Origin of the sequence: Arthrobacter citreus, assembly GCF_038405225.1 — a bacterium.
In the GTDB taxonomy this organism is placed as follows: domain Bacteria; phylum Actinomycetota; class Actinomycetes; order Actinomycetales; family Micrococcaceae; genus Arthrobacter_B; species Arthrobacter_B citreus_A.
In genome coordinates this window covers 634,141-649,175 of record NZ_CP151657.1, presented here as the reverse complement: position 1 = coordinate 649,175, position 15,035 = coordinate 634,141, and the positions used below count along the sequence as shown (strand labels likewise).

At 64.4% G+C, this 15,035-nt stretch carries 16 protein-coding genes; 3 read left to right on the top strand and 13 right to left on the bottom strand.

Annotation, left to right across the window (positions count from 1 at the left end):
* Positions 1–72 precede the first annotated feature (72 nt).
* The 10 genes from AAE021_RS03050 to AAE021_RS03005 all read right to left on the bottom strand — a co-directional run bounded on the left by AAE021_RS03050 (position 73) and on the right by AAE021_RS03005 (position 9,216).
* Positions 73–966 (bottom strand): F0F1 ATP synthase subunit gamma, encoded by an 894-nt coding sequence (locus AAE021_RS03050; RefSeq protein ID WP_342024196.1) that lies wholly within the window; start codon positions 964–966, stop codon positions 73–75.
* A gap of 102 nt (positions 967–1,068) precedes the next feature.
* Positions 1,069–2,706: a F0F1 ATP synthase subunit alpha gene (gene atpA, locus AAE021_RS03045; RefSeq protein ID WP_342024195.1), complete on the bottom strand. Its 1,638-nt coding sequence runs from the start codon at positions 2,704–2,706 to the stop codon at positions 1,069–1,071.
* A 102-nt stretch (positions 2,707–2,808) separates the two neighbouring features.
* Positions 2,809–3,624, bottom strand: a complete 816-nt coding sequence (locus AAE021_RS03040; protein WP_342024194.1) for a F0F1 ATP synthase subunit delta — start codon at positions 3,622–3,624, stop codon at positions 2,809–2,811.
* Positions 3,624–4,172, bottom strand: coding sequence for a F0F1 ATP synthase subunit B (locus tag AAE021_RS03035; protein WP_342024193.1), 549 nt, complete (start codon positions 4,170–4,172; stop codon positions 3,624–3,626). Before AAE021_RS03035 ends, AAE021_RS03040 begins: the two co-directional genes overlap by 1 nt.
* A 42-nt stretch (positions 4,173–4,214) precedes the next feature.
* Complete coding sequence (locus AAE021_RS03030; RefSeq protein WP_342024192.1) at positions 4,215–4,427, bottom strand: F0F1 ATP synthase subunit C; 213 nt, start codon at positions 4,425–4,427, stop codon at positions 4,215–4,217.
* An 83-nt stretch (positions 4,428–4,510) separates the two neighbouring features.
* Positions 4,511–5,317: a F0F1 ATP synthase subunit A gene (gene atpB / locus AAE021_RS03025; RefSeq protein ID WP_342024191.1), complete on the bottom strand. Its 807-nt coding sequence runs from the start codon at positions 5,315–5,317 to the stop codon at positions 4,511–4,513.
* Between the two features lie 79 nt (positions 5,318–5,396).
* Positions 5,397–5,666, bottom strand: coding sequence for an AtpZ/AtpI family protein (locus AAE021_RS03020; protein WP_342024190.1), 270 nt, complete (start codon positions 5,664–5,666; stop codon positions 5,397–5,399).
* Entirely contained in the window at positions 5,659–6,168 is a 510-nt protein-coding gene (locus tag AAE021_RS03015) for a hypothetical protein (protein WP_342024189.1), read from the bottom strand. The genes AAE021_RS03020 and AAE021_RS03015 overlap by 8 nt, the downstream gene beginning before the upstream one ends.
* Positions 6,169–6,283: 115 nt before the next feature.
* Complete coding sequence (locus AAE021_RS03010) at positions 6,284–7,282, bottom strand: UDP-phosphate glycosyltransferase (protein WP_342024188.1); 999 nt, start codon at positions 7,280–7,282, stop codon at positions 6,284–6,286.
* Positions 7,282–9,216 carry a nucleoside-diphosphate sugar epimerase/dehydratase gene (locus tag AAE021_RS03005; RefSeq protein WP_342024187.1) on the bottom strand — a complete coding sequence of 645 codons (1,935 nt, stop codon included), beginning with the start codon at positions 9,214–9,216 and terminating at the stop codon, positions 7,282–7,284. The genes AAE021_RS03010 and AAE021_RS03005 overlap by 1 nt, the downstream gene beginning before the upstream one ends.
* Positions 9,217–9,373: 157 nt before the next feature.
* Between AAE021_RS03005 and AAE021_RS03000 the strand changes: the two genes are divergently transcribed.
* The 3 genes from AAE021_RS03000 to AAE021_RS02990 are packed head-to-tail and all read left to right on the top strand — an operon-like array spanning position 9,374 to position 12,251.
* Positions 9,374–10,270 carry a glycosyltransferase family 2 protein gene (locus AAE021_RS03000; RefSeq protein WP_342024186.1) on the top strand — a complete coding sequence of 299 codons (897 nt, stop codon included), beginning with the start codon at positions 9,374–9,376 and terminating at the stop codon, positions 10,268–10,270.
* Positions 10,270–11,244, top strand: coding sequence for a glycosyltransferase (locus tag AAE021_RS02995; protein ID WP_342024185.1), 975 nt, complete (start codon positions 10,270–10,272; stop codon positions 11,242–11,244). Before AAE021_RS03000 ends, AAE021_RS02995 begins: the two co-directional genes overlap by 1 nt.
* Positions 11,241–12,251 (top strand): NAD-dependent epimerase/dehydratase family protein, encoded by a 1,011-nt coding sequence (locus AAE021_RS02990; protein ID WP_342024184.1) that lies wholly within the window; start codon positions 11,241–11,243, stop codon positions 12,249–12,251. The genes AAE021_RS02995 and AAE021_RS02990 overlap by 4 nt, the downstream gene beginning before the upstream one ends.
* Here AAE021_RS02990 and AAE021_RS02985 read toward each other — a convergent pair.
* Genes AAE021_RS02985 through prfA form a run of 3 tightly spaced genes read right to left on the bottom strand, consistent with a single transcriptional unit; the run spans position 12,248 to position 14,895 of the window.
* Complete coding sequence (locus AAE021_RS02985) at positions 12,248–12,913, bottom strand: L-threonylcarbamoyladenylate synthase (protein ID WP_425362439.1); 666 nt, start codon at positions 12,911–12,913, stop codon at positions 12,248–12,250. The genes AAE021_RS02990 and AAE021_RS02985 overlap by 4 nt on opposite strands.
* On the bottom strand, positions 12,910–13,806 hold the full coding sequence (gene prmC, locus AAE021_RS02980) for a peptide chain release factor N(5)-glutamine methyltransferase (RefSeq protein ID WP_342024183.1): 897 nt from the start codon (positions 13,804–13,806) through the stop codon (positions 12,910–12,912). Before prmC ends, AAE021_RS02985 begins: the two co-directional genes overlap by 4 nt.
* A 9-nt stretch (positions 13,807–13,815) precedes the next feature.
* On the bottom strand, positions 13,816–14,895 hold the full coding sequence (gene prfA, locus AAE021_RS02975) for a peptide chain release factor 1 (protein ID WP_342024182.1): 1,080 nt from the start codon (positions 14,893–14,895) through the stop codon (positions 13,816–13,818).
* Between the last annotated feature and the right edge of the window lie 140 nt (positions 14,896–15,035).

Below are 15,035 nucleotides of genomic sequence, written 5' to 3'. Positions count from 1 at the left end.
CACTTCACTCAGTTAGATGGCGTGTGGACTAAGTTTGCTTCTGGTGGAACTACGCCTGGAATCGTGCTGGAGCTAGGACGCGCTGAGCGCGTCGGCACCGGCCACAATCTCGGACAGTTCCTGGGTGATCTCGGCCTGGCGGGCGTTATTGCGAAGTCGCGTGTACTTCTTAATAAGGTCGCTGGCGTTGTCCCCGGCGGACTTCATTGCGCGCTGGCGGGCGGCAAGCTCGGAAGCGGCTGCCTGAAGCATGGCTGCGAAAATGCGCGACTCGATGTAGCGCGGCAGCAGTGCGTCAAGAACCTTTTCGGGCTCGGGCTCGTATTCGTAGAGAGGCAGCAGCTCAGTCTCGGACTTCGCTTCTTCCTCCACCACCTCCAGCGGAAGCAGGCGGATCACCGTGGGTTCCTGGACAACCATTGACTTGAAGCGCGTGTAGACAATGTGGATCTCGTCCACGCCGCCGTCTTCGTAGTCGGTGTTGAAGTCATCAAGAAGGGCCCGGCCGATTTCGCGGGCGGTTTCAAAGTCCGGTGCATCGGTATTTCCGGTCCAGACACGCGCAGATTCGCGGTCACGGAAGTCGTAGTACGCCTGCGCCTTACGTCCCACCAGGTAGGTCTTGACCTCTTTGCCCTCTTCACGGAGCAGTTCGGCCAAGGATTCGCTTTGCTTAAGCACACTGGCGGAATACGAACCAGCAAGACCACGGTCGGAGGTCAGGATCACCATGGCTGCCCGGCGGATGTTCTCCGGCTCGGTAGTCAGCGGGTGGTCGATTTCCGACTGGGACGCCACAGCAGAAACGGCACGGGTGATCGCATTGGAGTACGGCAATGACGCAGCCACACGGGTGCGTGCCTTTCCAATGCGAGAGGCAGCAATCAGCTCCATCGCCTTGAAGATCTTCTGCATCGACGTCGTCGAAGCGATCTTCTGACGGTAGACCCGAATTTGGGCTCCCATACTTTTCCTTTCAGTTCCTAGCGTTCTACTAGGGGCTAAGGCAAAGGCCTAGGGTTCCGCGTCCGGATCCCTGAGGGGCCCGGACGCGGAACTACAAAGGCGTTAGCGCTTCTGCTTGACGATCTTTTCCTGGTCAACAGCGTCTTCGCCCAGGGCGGAGTGCTCTTCGTGGCCGGCAGCAACCATGTGGTTGTCGCCTTCGCCGAAGAACCCTTCCTTGAACGCGACTACGCGCTTCTTGAGTTCATCCACAGTGGAATCCTCAAGCTTGCCCGTCTGCGCCAGGGTGGTCAGCACCGAAGTGCTGTGCTTCAGGTGGTCGATGAACTCGCCTTCAAAGCGGAGCACATCTTCCACGGGAACATCGTCCAAGTAGCCGTTGGTGCCGGCCCAGATGGAAACAACCTGCTCTTCAACGGGGTACGGAGCGTACTGACCCTGCTTGAGGAGTTCCATCAGGCGCGCACCGCGGGTGAGCTGCTGACGGGTGGCTGCGTCCAGGTCCGAAGCGAACATGGAGAATGCCTGCATGTCGCGGTACTGGGCCAGTTCCAGCTTCAACGTACCGGAGACCTTCTTCATGGCCTTCTGCTGAGCGGCACCACCGACGCGCGACACGGAAATACCGACGTCGACGGCGGGGCGCTGGTTGGCGTTGAAGAGGTCCGACTGCAGGAAGATCTGACCGTCGGTGATGGAGATGACGTTGGTCGGGATGTAGGCCGAGACGTCGTTGGCCTTGGTCTCGATGATGGGCAGGCCCGTCATCGAACCGGCGCCGAGGTCATCGGACAGCTTCGCGCAGCGTTCCAGCAGGCGGGAGTGCAAGTAGAACACGTCGCCCGGGTATGCTTCGCGGCCCGGCGGGCGCCGGAGCAGCAGGGATACGGCGCGGTAGGCTTCAGCCTGCTTCGACAGGTCATCAAAGATGATCAGGACGTGCTTGCCGCCGTACATCCAGTGCTGGCCAATGGCCGAACCGGCGTAGGGAGCCAAGTACTTGAAGCCTGCGGGGTCCGACGCCGGCGAAGCAACAATGGTGGTGTACTCCATTGCGCCGCGGTCTTCGAGGGTCCGCTTGATTTCAGCAACCGTGGACGCCTTCTGGCCGATGGCTACGTAAATGCAGCGCACCTGCTTCTGGACGTCGCCGGATTCCCAGTTGGCCTTCTGGTTAAGGATGGCGTCAACGGCAATGGCGGTCTTACCCGTCTTGCGGTCACCAATGATCAGCTGGCGCTGGCCGCGGCCGATCGGAATCATGGCGTCGATGGCCTTGAGTCCGGTCTGGAGCGGTTCGTGGACCGACTTACGCTGGGTTACGCCCGGCGCCTGGAGTTCCAGTGCACGGCGTCCCTCAGCCTCGATCGGGCCGAGGTCATCCATCGGCTCGCCCAGCGGGTCAACAACCCGTCCGAGGAAGTTGTCCCCGACAGGTACGGACAGGACTTCACCGGTGCGGTGAACTTCCTGGCCTTCTTCGATCCCGGCGAAATCGCCGAGTACAACGACACCGATTTCGCGGGTGTCAAGGTTCTGGGCGAGGCCCAGTGTGCCGTCCTCGAACCGAAGCAGCTCGTTTGCCATGACGGAGGGCAGGCCCTCCACACGGGCAATGCCGTCGCTGGCGGTAGTTACGCGGCCAACTTCGACGCGCTCTGCGTTTCCGGGTTCGTAGGACGCCGCAAATTCGTTCAACGCATTACGGACGTCGTCGGCGTTGATGGTCAATTCGGCCATCTGCAGTCCCTGCTCTCCTGTGTTGTGATCATCGCTTGGTGCCGATGACCGTGATTAATTCTCAAATGATCTTGAACTGGTCCCTGCCGTCCCGGGGGACGGTTAGACCGCGAGCTTCCGACGGAGGTCGGACAGACGGGAAACTACTGATGAATCCAGTATCTCGTCCCCCACTGCGATCCGCACGCCGCCGATCAGTGACGGGTCAACGTCGGCGTTGATCTTCAACTCACGGCCGTAGAGTCCATTAAGAGAGGACTGCAGACGCGAAAGCTGCTCTTGGGTCAACGGACGGGCGGCCCGAACCTCGGCGATCCAGCGCTTCTGGCGCCCGGCGACGAGCTCCAGGAAGCGTGCCACAAGGGCACTGGGCTTCAGGCCACGCGGATGCGTGACTGCCTGGCGGATGAGGACCAGTGCTTCGGGGCTTGCCCCGGGCACCAGCTTCTCGGCCAGGGCGATCTTTGCCTCAGGCGATGCCTGTGGCTCCGACAGTGCCCGCTGCAGCTCGTGGCTGGAAGCTACCGCCCGGTTGAACCGGATGAGGTCATCTTCCAGGGAGTCGAGACCGGCAAGGCCCGATCCCCTGTTTTCTGCCGTTGCTGAAACAACAGTGGCAGCCAGTTCCTCGAGCGCATCACCCAAGTCACGCGGAGACCGCCAACGCGAGGAGACCAGATCCGCCACAATGGTCTCGGCCTGAGCCGAAACCTTGCCGCGTACCAGCTGTGAAACCAGCGCCGCCTTGGCATCGCTTTGACGGGCGGGATCGGTCAGCGCGCGCCGGATACCGGCGCTGCTGTCGAGGACGCCCAGGATTCCAAAGAGTTCCTCTGCCAGTGACAGCGAAGCAAGCGGAAGCTTGGCTTCCAGCTGCTCATGTGCCACGGCGAGTGATTCGCTCGATACTCCTGCCATTACCTAGCTGCACCTGCGTTCTCGTTTTCCAGTTCCCCAAGGAAACGGTCAACCACGCGTGCAGCGCGGGCGTCATCCTCGAGCGTTTCGCCGATGATGCGTCCAGCCAGCTCAGTTGCCAGCGTGCCCACTTCAGCGCGGAGCGACGTGACAGCCGCCTGCCGCTCTGCAGCGATCTGCACGTGTGCCTGCTCAGTGATCCGAGCGGACTCGGAAGCTGCCTTGGCCTTCAGGTCCGCGAGGATCTGAGCGCCTTCGGCGCGTGCCTCTTCACGGATGGCGTTGGCTTCGGCGCGGGCATCGGAAAGCTGCGCCTTGTATTCGTCCAGCGCTGCGCTGGCCTCGGCCTGGGCGGCCTCGGCCTTGGCAATGTTGCCTTCGATGGCTTCCGTGCGCTCCGCGTACGTCTTCTCGAAGGCGGGAACCACAAACTTGACGACGATGAACATCAGTATGGCGAAACTGACTCCCGTCACCAGGATTTCCCAGACGTTGGGAATCAGGGGGTTGGTGCCTTCAGAGGCTGCCAACAGAACTACCTGATCCATAATTCACCCGTCCTATCTGCTTGGTTGGTCGGTCGGCTGGGATTAGCCAAGAATAAACGCGAGAACCAGACCAAGAATAGCGAGTGCTTCGGTCAGTGCCAGACCCAGGAAGGCGATCGGCTGGAGGACGCGCTGTGCCTCCGGCTGGCGTGCAACGCCGCTGATGTAGGCGAAGAAGACAAGGCCCACGCCGATGGCGCCGCCGATAGCGGAGAGGCCATAGCCGATTGCGTTGAGGCTACCCGTGATTTCCATGTTCATTTTTCCTTTCAAGATGCCCTGAGGGCAGGTTGCTTGGGGTTTCCCCGAAGGGAAGCTTGGGTTCCCGGAAGGGAAGCTTAGTGATCGTCCGCCAGCGCGCCCTGGATGTAAATGGCGGTCAGCAGGGTGAAAACGTAGGCCTGGAGCACCATGATCAGCGCTTCAAGCATGTACATGGCGATACCGCCGCCCAGCACCAGCACTGAAGAGGCCTGGAGCAGGATGTTGTCCTGGAGGACCAGGAGGTATTCAATGCCGGCGCCGGCGAGCATGATGATCAGGTGTCCGGACATCATGGTGGCGAACAGACGCAGGCTGTGCGTGATCGGCCGGACCAGGAAGTTGGAGATTATTTCGATCGGTACCAAAACCGGAAGGATGTACCACGGCACGCCCGAAGGAACGGTGGCAATCACGAAGTACTTCATACCGTGCTTCTTGATGCCGATACCGATCCACGTGAAGTAGACGATCGCGGCCAGCAGGTAGGCTCCGCCCGGATGGGAGAAGCTCGGCAACTGGATAAACGGAATGGCTCCGTAAATGTTGTTGACGATGATGAAGAAGAACAGCGCGAAGAGGAAAGGAACAAACTTGAGGAAGTCCTTCTCGCCAATCACGTCCTTGGCGATGCCGTTACGGACAAAGCCGTAACCGAATTCGCCCAGGAACTGCAGCCGCCCCGGCACAAGCTTCCCCTTGCGGGAAGCGAGGATAAAGAACACGGCGATGATGATGACCGAGATGAAGACCAGCAGCATCTGCTTGCCAACACCGGTTCCGTACTCGGCGCCCCACGGGAAAATCTCAGGGAGGTGCATTTCGTCAATGGCCGGCGGAACGAATCCACCTTCATTAGTGGCCGGGAGTGCAAGCGCGATCAACGCGTTTCCTCTCTGCTGTGTCCTTCATCGGGCGTGTGTGTCGGGGCAAAGCTAGTTGCCCGGTCTAAAATCTGTGGCATTACTGTTCGGCTTCTTCACGGTCGTGGGCTGGATGGCCGACGCTGGCTTTCGCAGGTTTGCTTCCGGTCAGGCCGTGCACTTTGGTCAGGTAGAATCCGGCGGCAGCTCCGAAGAGAATACCGATGAGCACCAACCACTGAGTTTCGAACAGATTGTCCAAAAACCACCCTACCAAACCCCAGGCGACGATCCCGCCAATGATGTAGCTGAAGACGCGCATGCCGGAGTCGTAAGTGGACTCGGTGTCGAAGCCAGGCTTTTCAGACATCCTTTTCCCCTTTTGCTAATGGTTCCGCGTGTGCCGCCGGCGGTGTTTCCCCGGGGCCGTCGTCGTACAGCTGGAATCGGATCCGGGAGAAGCCGCGGATTTCCGCGGCCTGCCACACCACAACGGTTGCCACGGCGGCGGTGAGGAACCACGTACCGTCGAGCCATGCGGGCTTTCCGATCATCAGCAGCACCACGGCGAGCACCACCACCTTGACGATGTAAATCAAGGCAAACATGGCCATGGCGCCGTGCGGATTGTCGCGGCCCACCACGTGGACGATCAGGAGGCTGACACCGCTGAAGGCGATGATTAGCGCCCAGCCGAACAGCACGCTGAACAGGGCCGGGGTGCCGGCAGCGATCAGGGCTGCCACTCCGAGGACGCCAACCAGGAGGCCCGTCCACTTCATTGACGTGCCGAAGATGGCGAGCCAAGGGTTGGAGGTGGGTCCGGATACGGCAACGGGACGTCCAGTCTGGGCACCGTCTGCGGGGCTCATAACTTTTGGAACATCCTTCGGGCCGGGGCGGGTGGGAGCGGCGGCGCGGGAATCCGCGACGGTACAAATTCTACAGCACATAGAAGTGGGCGCCCGCCGGGCACGTCACGCAGGCTCACACACTCGTGCGCTGCCGCCGAAAGATACGCGGCGAAAGCAGGTAAAGCACCACCACGGCCAGTGCGAAGAGTGTCACGGCGACCTTGGGCGCAGCGCCGGCTTCGGCGACGACGATGCCGGCCGCGCCGGTGAGGACGGTGCACAGGGTGACCACGGCAGCTGACTGCAGATGACTCAGTCCCGCATCGGTCAGGCGCTGGTACACGTGCTGCCGGTGTGCGGCGTACCAGCGCTCACCGCGGCTGACGCGCATCAGGAGCGTGGAGAAGGTGTCGGCCAGGTAGATGAGGACCGGGAAGAGCAGGTACTCCACATTGACGCCGGCCAGGAAGGCAGCCACGGCAATACCGGACACCGACGCGCCGAGCAGATAGCTGCCGACGTCGCCCATGAACACCGAACCGCGGCCCAGGTTCCATGGCAGGAAGGCGGCAAAGGCGGCGGCGGTGACTGCACCGGCGGCTGTCATCCAGGCCTGGTCGCCGAGCACGCCGCCCACCGTATACAGGATTCCCACGGCCATGCCGTGCAGTCCGGAAATGCCGTTGACGCCGTCCATGAAGTTGGCCACGTTGATGTACCCGGCGATGGCAAGCGCCCCCACCGGAACCCACCAGTAGCTCTGCTCCATGGTCCAGACCAGGGCTGCGGTGCCCAGGATTCCCAGGAGGAGCTGGAGGCCGGCCCGGACCCGGACGGAGAGTCCCCGGAAATCCTCGATCCAGCCCAGCAGCGACGCCGCAGCGATCAGCACGGCCAGGATGAGCACGATGGACCGGTCCACTGCAACCAGTCCGGTCAGCAGGGACAGCGCGAGCCCCAGAAGGACGCCGGCGGCGATGGTCACGCCAACGCCGCGGATCACCACCTTGGTGTGGGATGACCGCTCATTCGGTATGTCCAGGACGCCGAGCCGGCGCAGCAGGGGAATGAATCCGAACGGCAGCAGCAGGCTCGCCAGGAACGCCGCACCCGTGCACAGGGCCAGCAGCATCAGCCCGTCCGCCGTTCCGCGGCGCCGCCGCTGAGCGGGCGCAGGTCGGCATGGCCGCTGTTGGCCGCTCCCCCGGTGCCGGCGGCGGGAGCGCGGACATCACCAATCCCGGTGACCGGGGGCAGCAGCCCGCCGTGGGAATCCACGCCGCATTTTTTCAGCCAGTCCTCGAACCGCAGGTCCGAGGGGTTGAGCTCGTCCACTGCCGTGTGGGAGATCTTCGGGTGCAGCGGCCGTGAATCGTCTTCGCCCGTGCCCACCAGGATCTCGTGCAGTTTTTCGCCCTGCCGCAGGCCGGTGAAGACAATCTCGATGTCCTTGCCGGACATGTCGATCATGCGCCGCGCAACGTCGAGGATTTTGACCGGCTCCCCCATGTCCAGGATCAGCACTTCGCCGCCGCGGCCAATGGCACCGGCCTGGATCACCAGCTGGCAGGCCTCGGGGATGGTCATGAAGAAGCGGGTTACTTCCGGGTCCGTCACGGTGAGCGGGCCGCCCTGGCGGATCTGCTCGGTGAACAGCGGCAGCATGGATCCGCGGCTGCCAATGACGTTGCCGAACCGCACCGAGACGTAGCGTTCGCCGGTGCTTCCGGCCATCCACGCGGTGAGCTTCTCGGCTACGCGCTTGGAGTGTCCCAGCACCGTGGTGGGGTTGGCCGCCTTGTCGGTGGAGATGTTCACGAAGTACTTGACGTTGGCCTTCTTGGCGGCGCGCAGGACGTTCGCGGTTCCCAGCACGTTGGTCTTCCAGGCCTCCTGCGGGTACTGCTCCAGGAGCGAAACATGCTTGAGTGCGGCGGCATGGAAAACGACGTCGGGCCGCCGGTCAGCGAAAATTTCCTCCAGGGCTGCGGAGTCCCGAATGTCCGCCAGGACGGTGTCCTTGCCGTTGAGCAGGCCATGGCCGGTGATGGACAGCTGCGTCAGCTGCAGTCCGGTCTCATCCCGGTCCACCATGATCAGCTCGGCGGGATCGAAGGCGGTGATCTGCCGGCACAGTTCGGAGCCGATGGAACCGCCGGCACCGGTGACCAGCACCTTGCGCCCGGTCAGGTACCCGGCCACTTCCTCCACATGGATGTCCACGGGGCGCCGGCCAATGAGGTCCTCCACCGCCACTTCGCGGAAGTCGGTCAGGCCGGCTGCAGCGCCCTTGCTCAGCATGTCCTTCAGCGGGGGCAGGACCAGCACCCTCAGGTTCAGTCCGTTGGCGTGGTCGGTGACTTCGCGCACCTGGCGGGCCTCGACGTCGGCGATGGCGATCACCAGGACGGTGGCGCGGGTGCGCTGGACAATTTCACGGAGGTCATCCAGCCTGCCCAGCACCGGCACGGTGGCCAGGCGCAGGTGCTTCTTGGCCGCATCGTCGTCGATCAGCCCCACCGGGTAGTACGGAGACTCTGGGTCCTTCATCATGCGGGTGACCAGCGAGCTGCCCAGGAAACCGGCGCCGTACACCAGGGTGCGCTGCGCCTGGTCGCCCGGGCGGGCCTTGCCTTCGACATACATCCGCTTGAGGTAGCGCATGGCGGCCATGAACAGGCAGGCAAACGGGAAGGCGATCATTCCGGTGCTGCGGGGAATGTCGATGGTCAGTCCGAAGAGTGCGCTGACCATGACGAGGATGGCTGCCACCACCAGGGTGACGATCGCCAGGAGGCGCATCTCGTGGAAACTTCCGAAGCTGTACCTTCCGCGGTACAGCGCGAAGGAATATCCAACGATCAGCTGCACCAGCACCGCGGCCCCGCAGAAGACCGCTACACCGCCGGGGTTGATCTGGTCCACTGTGAGCTCGTAGCGAAGAACCAGCGCCAGGACTATGGCCACGATCCAGGCCAGCGAATCCAGAATGTACTGGGACCACAGCCACAGCGCAGGTTTTTCGTCGCGCGAAGGACCGCGCTCGTCAGTGCTTGTCTGCCTCATAATCCTCAACGGGTAGTTCCCCGGTTCTCTTCTCGGTGGTTGCAACACAGTTCAGAAGAATCCGGTGTAATAGACTGGAAACTCATCAGCATTCTAACTGCACACCCTTCTCCGTTCGGCTTGTGCCGCTCATCCGGGTTGCCTCGAAAGGATCATTTTGCCGGACTCAGTGGCCGTAGCAGCAGTAACCTTCGACCGTCCCGATGACGTTGCAGTGCTTCTGGGCTCCTTGGCTGCCCAGACCGGCAACATTACGTCAGTTTCCTTGGTGGATTCAGGGAACACTCCGGTTCAGGATATCGCTGAGTCGTCCGCGGCGCCCGTCACCTACATCCGCTCCAAGACCAATCTGGGCGGTGCGGGCGGTTTCTCGCTGGCCATCCTTTCGGCCCTGGCCTCCGGCGCGGACTGGATCTGGATCATGGACGACGACGCCCACCCCGAGGATCCGACCTGCCTGGCAGCGCTGCTGGAGGCCGCCCGGGAACAAAACATGGATGTGGTCCTGCCGCTGGTGGTCGCCCCCGGGCATCCGGACACGCTCTCCTTCCATTTCCGACTGAACGGCAAGCTGACCCATGACCGCGCCGAGGTGGAGAAGCTGGGCTTCATCCCCGGCGTCGGGCACTTTTTCAACGGCGCCCTGATCCGCGCCGACGTGTTCTTCCGCGTCGGGCTGCCGGATCTGCGGCTTTTCATCCGCGGTGATGAAACCGACTTCATGATCCGCCTGCGCCGGGCCGGCGTGCGCTTCGGCACCGTCACCTCCGTTGCCCTGACCCATCCGGCGGCCTGGGGCGAGGTCCAGCAGGTGGCGGGGGAACGGCTGCATGTGCTGGTTCCGGAAAATGCCTTCAAACAGTTCTACTTTTACCGCAACCGCGGCCACCTGACCTGGAAATACAAGCGCCTGCGTTCCTTCGCCGCCGACGCCGTGGGTTACCCGGTCCACTTTGCCAAAACCCGTGACCCGCGCGGCTTTGCCTCCTGGCTGCGCGCCTACGCCTCCGGCATGCGCGGCCGGTTCGGCCCGCCGTCGGACTTTGGGTTCTGATGAGGACGGACAACCCCGCGCTGACACTCGTCATCACCACGTTCAACCGCTCCCGCTACCTGCGGGGCCTGCTGGACTCGGTGGCCACCATGGATCCGGCACCGGAACGGATCATCGTCGTGGACAACGCCAGCACCGACGACACGCAGGAAGCCATCACTGACACTGCGGCACGGCTGGCCGTGCCGGTGGTCAACCTGCGCCTGACCGTCAATGCCGGCGGCGCCGGCGGGTTTGCGGCCGGAGTGGAGCGCGCCATCGCCGAGGGCGCCTCCTGGCTGTGGGTGATGGACGACGACGTCGTCATTCTCCCCGGTGCCGCCGCGGCCCTGGCCAAGTGGACCGGAACGTATGAGTGCATTCACGGGCGGCGGCTGGACGACGCCGGCAACCCGTTCTTCTGGCAGCACCGCTTCCTGCCGTTCCTGGGCATCCACATCCCCATCCGCGGCAACGTTTTCCGGGATTCCCCGGTTTTTTCCACCAACGTGGGCTGCTTCGAGGGCATGCTGATCTCCGCGGACCTGGTCCGCCGGATGGGGCTGCCGGACGCACGCTACTTCATCAACGGTGACGACGAGATCTACGGGTGGCTTGCATCGCAGCTGACCGACGTCACGTATGTCAATGATTTTGTGCTCCAGAAGGTCCGCCCGCAGAAGCAGATTGACCTTGGCATCCGCCACCTCAACGACTCGAGCGACCTCAGCCGCTTTTACTCCATGCGCAACCGCGGCCATACCGCCCAGTACCTCCTGGCGCACGGCAGATACCACCGCGCCGGGTTTGCCCTGGGCACCGCGCTGACGGCCGCCAAGGAGGTCCTGCGGCTCATCGCCGTGGAACACCGCATTTCCGGTGTGGGCAGCCTGTGGCGCGGCTGGCGCGAAAGCCGGCGCATCATGCACGACACGTCCTGGCAGCCCATCCAGCCGCTGAAGGACACTTCCCACCACGATCGGAACCAGGTTTGACGCAGCACCTCCCGTCCCCGCAGGAAACCCCGGATCTTCAGTCCCCCACTCCCCGACCCCCGGTCTGGGTGGTGCTGGGTTCCACCGGCTTTATCGGCGGGCGGGTCTGTTCGGGCCTGACGGCGGCCGGAATCACGGTCAAGGCTGTCCCCGCGCCGCGGCTGCAGTCATCCGCCGGTGACCCCGCCGGGATCCTGGCCGAGGCCGCAGCGCTTGCCGGGGTCCGCTCCAGCCTGGCTGCCGCCTTCGCCGGCGCCGAGGTGGTCATCAACGCGGCCGGCCTTGCCACACCGGGCGGAACGGATTCTCCCGACCTGCGCGGCGCCAACTCCCTGCTGCCGGTGCTGATTGCCGATGCGGCGGATGATGCCGGGCTGCGGCGGTTTGTGCACCTGAGCAGCGCCGCCGTCCAGGGCCACCGCCCGTTCCTCGACGAAACAAGCTATGTGCAGCCGTTTTCCGCCTATTCGCGGTCCAAGGCCCTCGGCGAACGCGCGCTGGCTGCCCGTGCCGGCGGGGAATGCAGTGCCGTGACCATCCGGGCCACCTCGGTTCAGGGGCCGGGCAGGCCCACCACGGCCACGCTCGCCCGGCTCGCGGCGTCACCACTGTCCTCGGTGGCCGGAGCCGGGTCGGCTCCGTCGCCGGTCAGTTCCGTGGACTCGCTGGTGCAGTTCATCATCACGGTGGGGCAGCACGACGGCGGGGTTCCCGCCGTCGTGCTGCAGCCGTGGGAACGCTCCACCGTGGCGGGAGTGCTGGAAGCCGCGGGCGGGCGCAGGCCGGTCCGCCTGCCCGCGTGGCTGTGTCGCAGCGCGCTGTGGTGCGGTTACCGGCTCTCGTCCCTGGCCGGCGAACGGCTGCATGGACCCCTGCGCCGGCTGGAAATGATGTGGTTCGGACAGCGGCAGGAGCCGGGCTGGGCCGAGTCCACCGGCAACGTTCCCGAACCCCGGGTGCAGGAAGTCCTGCGCTCCCAGCGGGTCCGGGAACCGGCCGGCCGCTAGCTTTCGTCCGGTCCCTGGACTCCGGGGACAACGGCCTGCAGCTGCTCCAGGCTGATGGCGCCCAGGCGGACCACCCGCAGGATGTCCGATGTGGCGTCAACGATGGTCGAGGGGACCCCGTCCGCGCCTTGTTCCGGCCTTGCTCCGGCTTCGAGGTAGACCTCCACGGATTCGGCCAGCTGTTCCCGCGCCTCGGCGGCGGTCTGGGCCGCGGGGTTTCCGGTGCGGTTGGCCGAGGAAACCGCCATCGGTCCGGTCAGCGCCAGCAGATCCAAGGCGATGCGGTCATCGGGCATCCGCAGCGCCACGGTGCCCAGGGTATCCCCCAGGTCCCAGGTCAGGGACGGCTGGGAGTGGAAGATCAGTGTCAGTCCACCCGGCCAGAACGCCTCGGCCAGGGCCCGGGCATCAGCGGAAATGTCCACGGCCAACCCATCCATGGTCTGCATCCGGGGAATCAGCACGGGAGGCGGCATCGACCGGCCGCGGCCCTTGGCAGCGAGCAGGGTGGCCACTGCCTGCGGTGAAAAGGCGTCGGCCCCAATGCCGTAAACGGTGTCGGTGGGCAGCACCACGCACTGCTTGGCACTGATGGCCTGATGCGCTTTTGCCAGGCCCTCGCTCAGGCCGTCCGGTTCCGTGCAGTCATAGGTGGTAGTCACGCCTGAATCTGTCCTTTGTCGTAGGGGGGATGTGCCGTGCGCACCGCGGAGGTTGCCCGCGGCCGGCCGTTAAGATCTGTGTGGGTTGCAACGTCCTGCCAGCACGGCTCTTCGGCGAGCAGCGCCGCGATCCGCTCGGCCTGCACCTCGGCGTGCTCCATGACGAAGTAGCCGGCGGTGTGCAGCAGCCGCGCAGCGGTCCGGGCTGCGGCAAGCGGCAGTTCCAGTCCGTCCCGGCCTCCGCCGTACAGGGCCATGGCCGGATCATGCACCGCGGCCTCCGGTTCGTTGGGGACGGCATCCTCGGGGACATAGGGCGGGTTGGATACCACCACGTCAAACGTTCCGTTGGCGTCCGCCAGTGCCGTGCGCAGGTCCCCGTGCATCAGGTGCACTCCGAGCGGGTCCAGGTTCCGCCGTGCCCAGGCCAGCGCCAGCGGGCTCAGTTCCACGGCGTGGACCTCGGCTTCGGGAACCTCGGTGGCCAGGGCGGCGGCAATCGCCCCTGATCCGGTCCCCAGGTCCACAACCTTAACCCGCGCGGTGCCGTCCGCCTCAAACCGGCGGGCGGCGTCGATGGCCAGCTGCGCCACCGTTTCGGTCTCGGGACGGGGCACAAAGACGCCCGGGCCCACCTGCAGTTCCAGGTAGCGGAAGGACGCAGTGCCGGTCAGGTGCTGCAGCGGAATGCGGGCCGCACGCTCGGCGACGAGTTCCCCGTAGCCGGGCGGCACCGGTGCGTCAGTGAACGCCAGGGCCTTGACCCGGCCGCGGGAGACTCCCAGCAGGTGGGCCGCCAGCAGCTCGGCGTCAACCGCGGGTGTGGGAACGCCGGCCCCGGCCAGGATGGCGGCGGCCTCGCGCAGGGCCGCCGCCAGTGTGGTGGATTCCATCACCAGACGTTAGTTCTCGTCACCAATGGCGTCCAGGCGGGCCTGCTCGTCCATCTCGATGGCGGCCTGCACCACGGCTTCAAGGTCGCCGTTCATGACGGTGTCCAGGTTGTAGGCCTTATATCCGGTGCGGTGGTCCACAATCCGGTTTTCCGGGTAGTTGTAGGTGCGGATGCGCTCGGAGCGGTCCATGGTGCGGATCTGCGACTTGCGGATGTCCGAGTTGGCGGCGTCGATCTTTTCCTGCTCGTGCGCGAGGATGCGTGAGCGCAGCACGCGCATGGCGGCTTCACGGTTCTGCAGCTGCGACTTCTCGTTCTGCATGGCCACCACAATGCCGGTGGGCAGGTGGGTGATGCGCACTGCGGAGTCCGTGGTGTTCACCGACTGGCCGCCCGGGCCCGAGGACCGGTAGACATCGATCTTCAGGTCGTTCTGGCTGATTTCCACTTCCTCGGGCTCGTCCACTTCCGGCAGGACCAGCACGCCCGCGGCCGAAGTGTGGATGCGGCCCTGGGACTCCGTCACGGGAACGCGCTGCACGCGGTGCACTCCGCCTTCGTACTTCAGGCGGGCGTAAACGCCTTCGGCGGGGTCGTTGGAGTTGCCCTTGATGGCCATGGACACGTCCTTGTAGCCGCCCAGGTCCGACTCGGTGGAGGTGATGATCTCCGTCTTCCAGCCGCGGTGCTCGGCGTAACGGGTGTACATGCGCAGCAGGTCACCGGCGAACAGGGCCGCCTCGTCGCCGCCTTCACCGCCCTTGACCTCGATGATGACGTCACGGCCGTCGTTGGGATCCCGCGGGATCAGCAGGCGCCGCAGCTTTTCCTGCGCCTCGTCGAGGGCCTCCTTCAGCACCGGAACCTCGGCTGCGAACTCCGGGTCCTCCGCCGCCATTTCGGAAGCGGCCGCAAGATCGTCCTCGAGGGCGTGCCACTTGTTGTAGGCGTCCACGATGCGGCTGAGTTCGGCGTAGCGCCGGCCAAGCCGGCGGGCCAGGCCCTGGTCCGCGTGCACTGCCGGATCGGAAAGCCGCAGCTGCAGCTCCTCGTGCTCATCCAACAGACCCTGTATGGACTCAAACATGTTCTCTAGTTCCTCTTTCGACGGTGGACCTGGCCCGGAATTCGGGAGGACCTTCAAAAAACTTTACTCAGGTGCGCGCGTTAACTGCCAAACCGCCCAGGCTCCGGCGCCTCCGCGGATGCGGAGGGGCCGGAGCATGA

What these genes read in the sequence shown, in the direction of transcription:
- AAE021_RS03050 (WP_342024196.1), bottom strand. Translation starts at nt 966, where the DNA reads ATGGGAGCCCAAATTCGGGTCTACCGTCAGAAGATCGCTTCGACGACG.
- atpA (WP_342024195.1), bottom strand. Translation starts at nt 2,706, where the DNA reads ATGGCCGAATTGACCATCAACGCCGACGACGTCCGTAATGCGTTGAAC.
- AAE021_RS03040 (WP_342024194.1), bottom strand. Translation starts at nt 3,624, where the DNA reads ATGGCAGGAGTATCGAGCGAATCACTCGCCGTGGCACATGAGCAGCTG.
- AAE021_RS03035 (WP_342024193.1), bottom strand. Translation starts at nt 4,172, where the DNA reads ATGGATCAGGTAGTTCTGTTGGCAGCCTCTGAAGGCACCAACCCCCTG.
- AAE021_RS03030 (WP_342024192.1), bottom strand. Translation starts at nt 4,427, where the DNA reads ATGGAAATCACGGGTAGCCTCAACGCAATCGGCTATGGCCTCTCCGCT.
- AAE021_RS03020 (WP_342024190.1), bottom strand. Translation starts at nt 5,666, where the DNA reads ATGTCTGAAAAGCCTGGCTTCGACACCGAGTCCACTTACGACTCCGGC.
- AAE021_RS03015 (WP_342024189.1), bottom strand. Translation starts at nt 6,168, where the DNA reads ATGAGCCCCGCAGACGGTGCCCAGACTGGACGTCCCGTTGCCGTATCC.
- AAE021_RS03010 (WP_342024188.1), bottom strand. Translation starts at nt 7,282, where the DNA reads ATGCTGCTGGCCCTGTGCACGGGTGCGGCGTTCCTGGCGAGCCTGCTG.
- AAE021_RS03005 (WP_342024187.1), bottom strand. Translation starts at nt 9,216, where the DNA reads ATGAGGCAGACAAGCACTGACGAGCGCGGTCCTTCGCGCGACGAAAAA.
- AAE021_RS02995 (WP_342024185.1), top strand. Translation starts at nt 10,270, where the DNA reads ATGAGGACGGACAACCCCGCGCTGACACTCGTCATCACCACGTTCAAC.
- prmC (WP_342024183.1), bottom strand. Translation starts at nt 13,806, where the DNA reads ATGGAATCCACCACACTGGCGGCGGCCCTGCGCGAGGCCGCCGCCATC.
- prfA (WP_342024182.1), bottom strand. Translation starts at nt 14,895, where the DNA reads ATGTTTGAGTCCATACAGGGTCTGTTGGATGAGCACGAGGAGCTGCAG.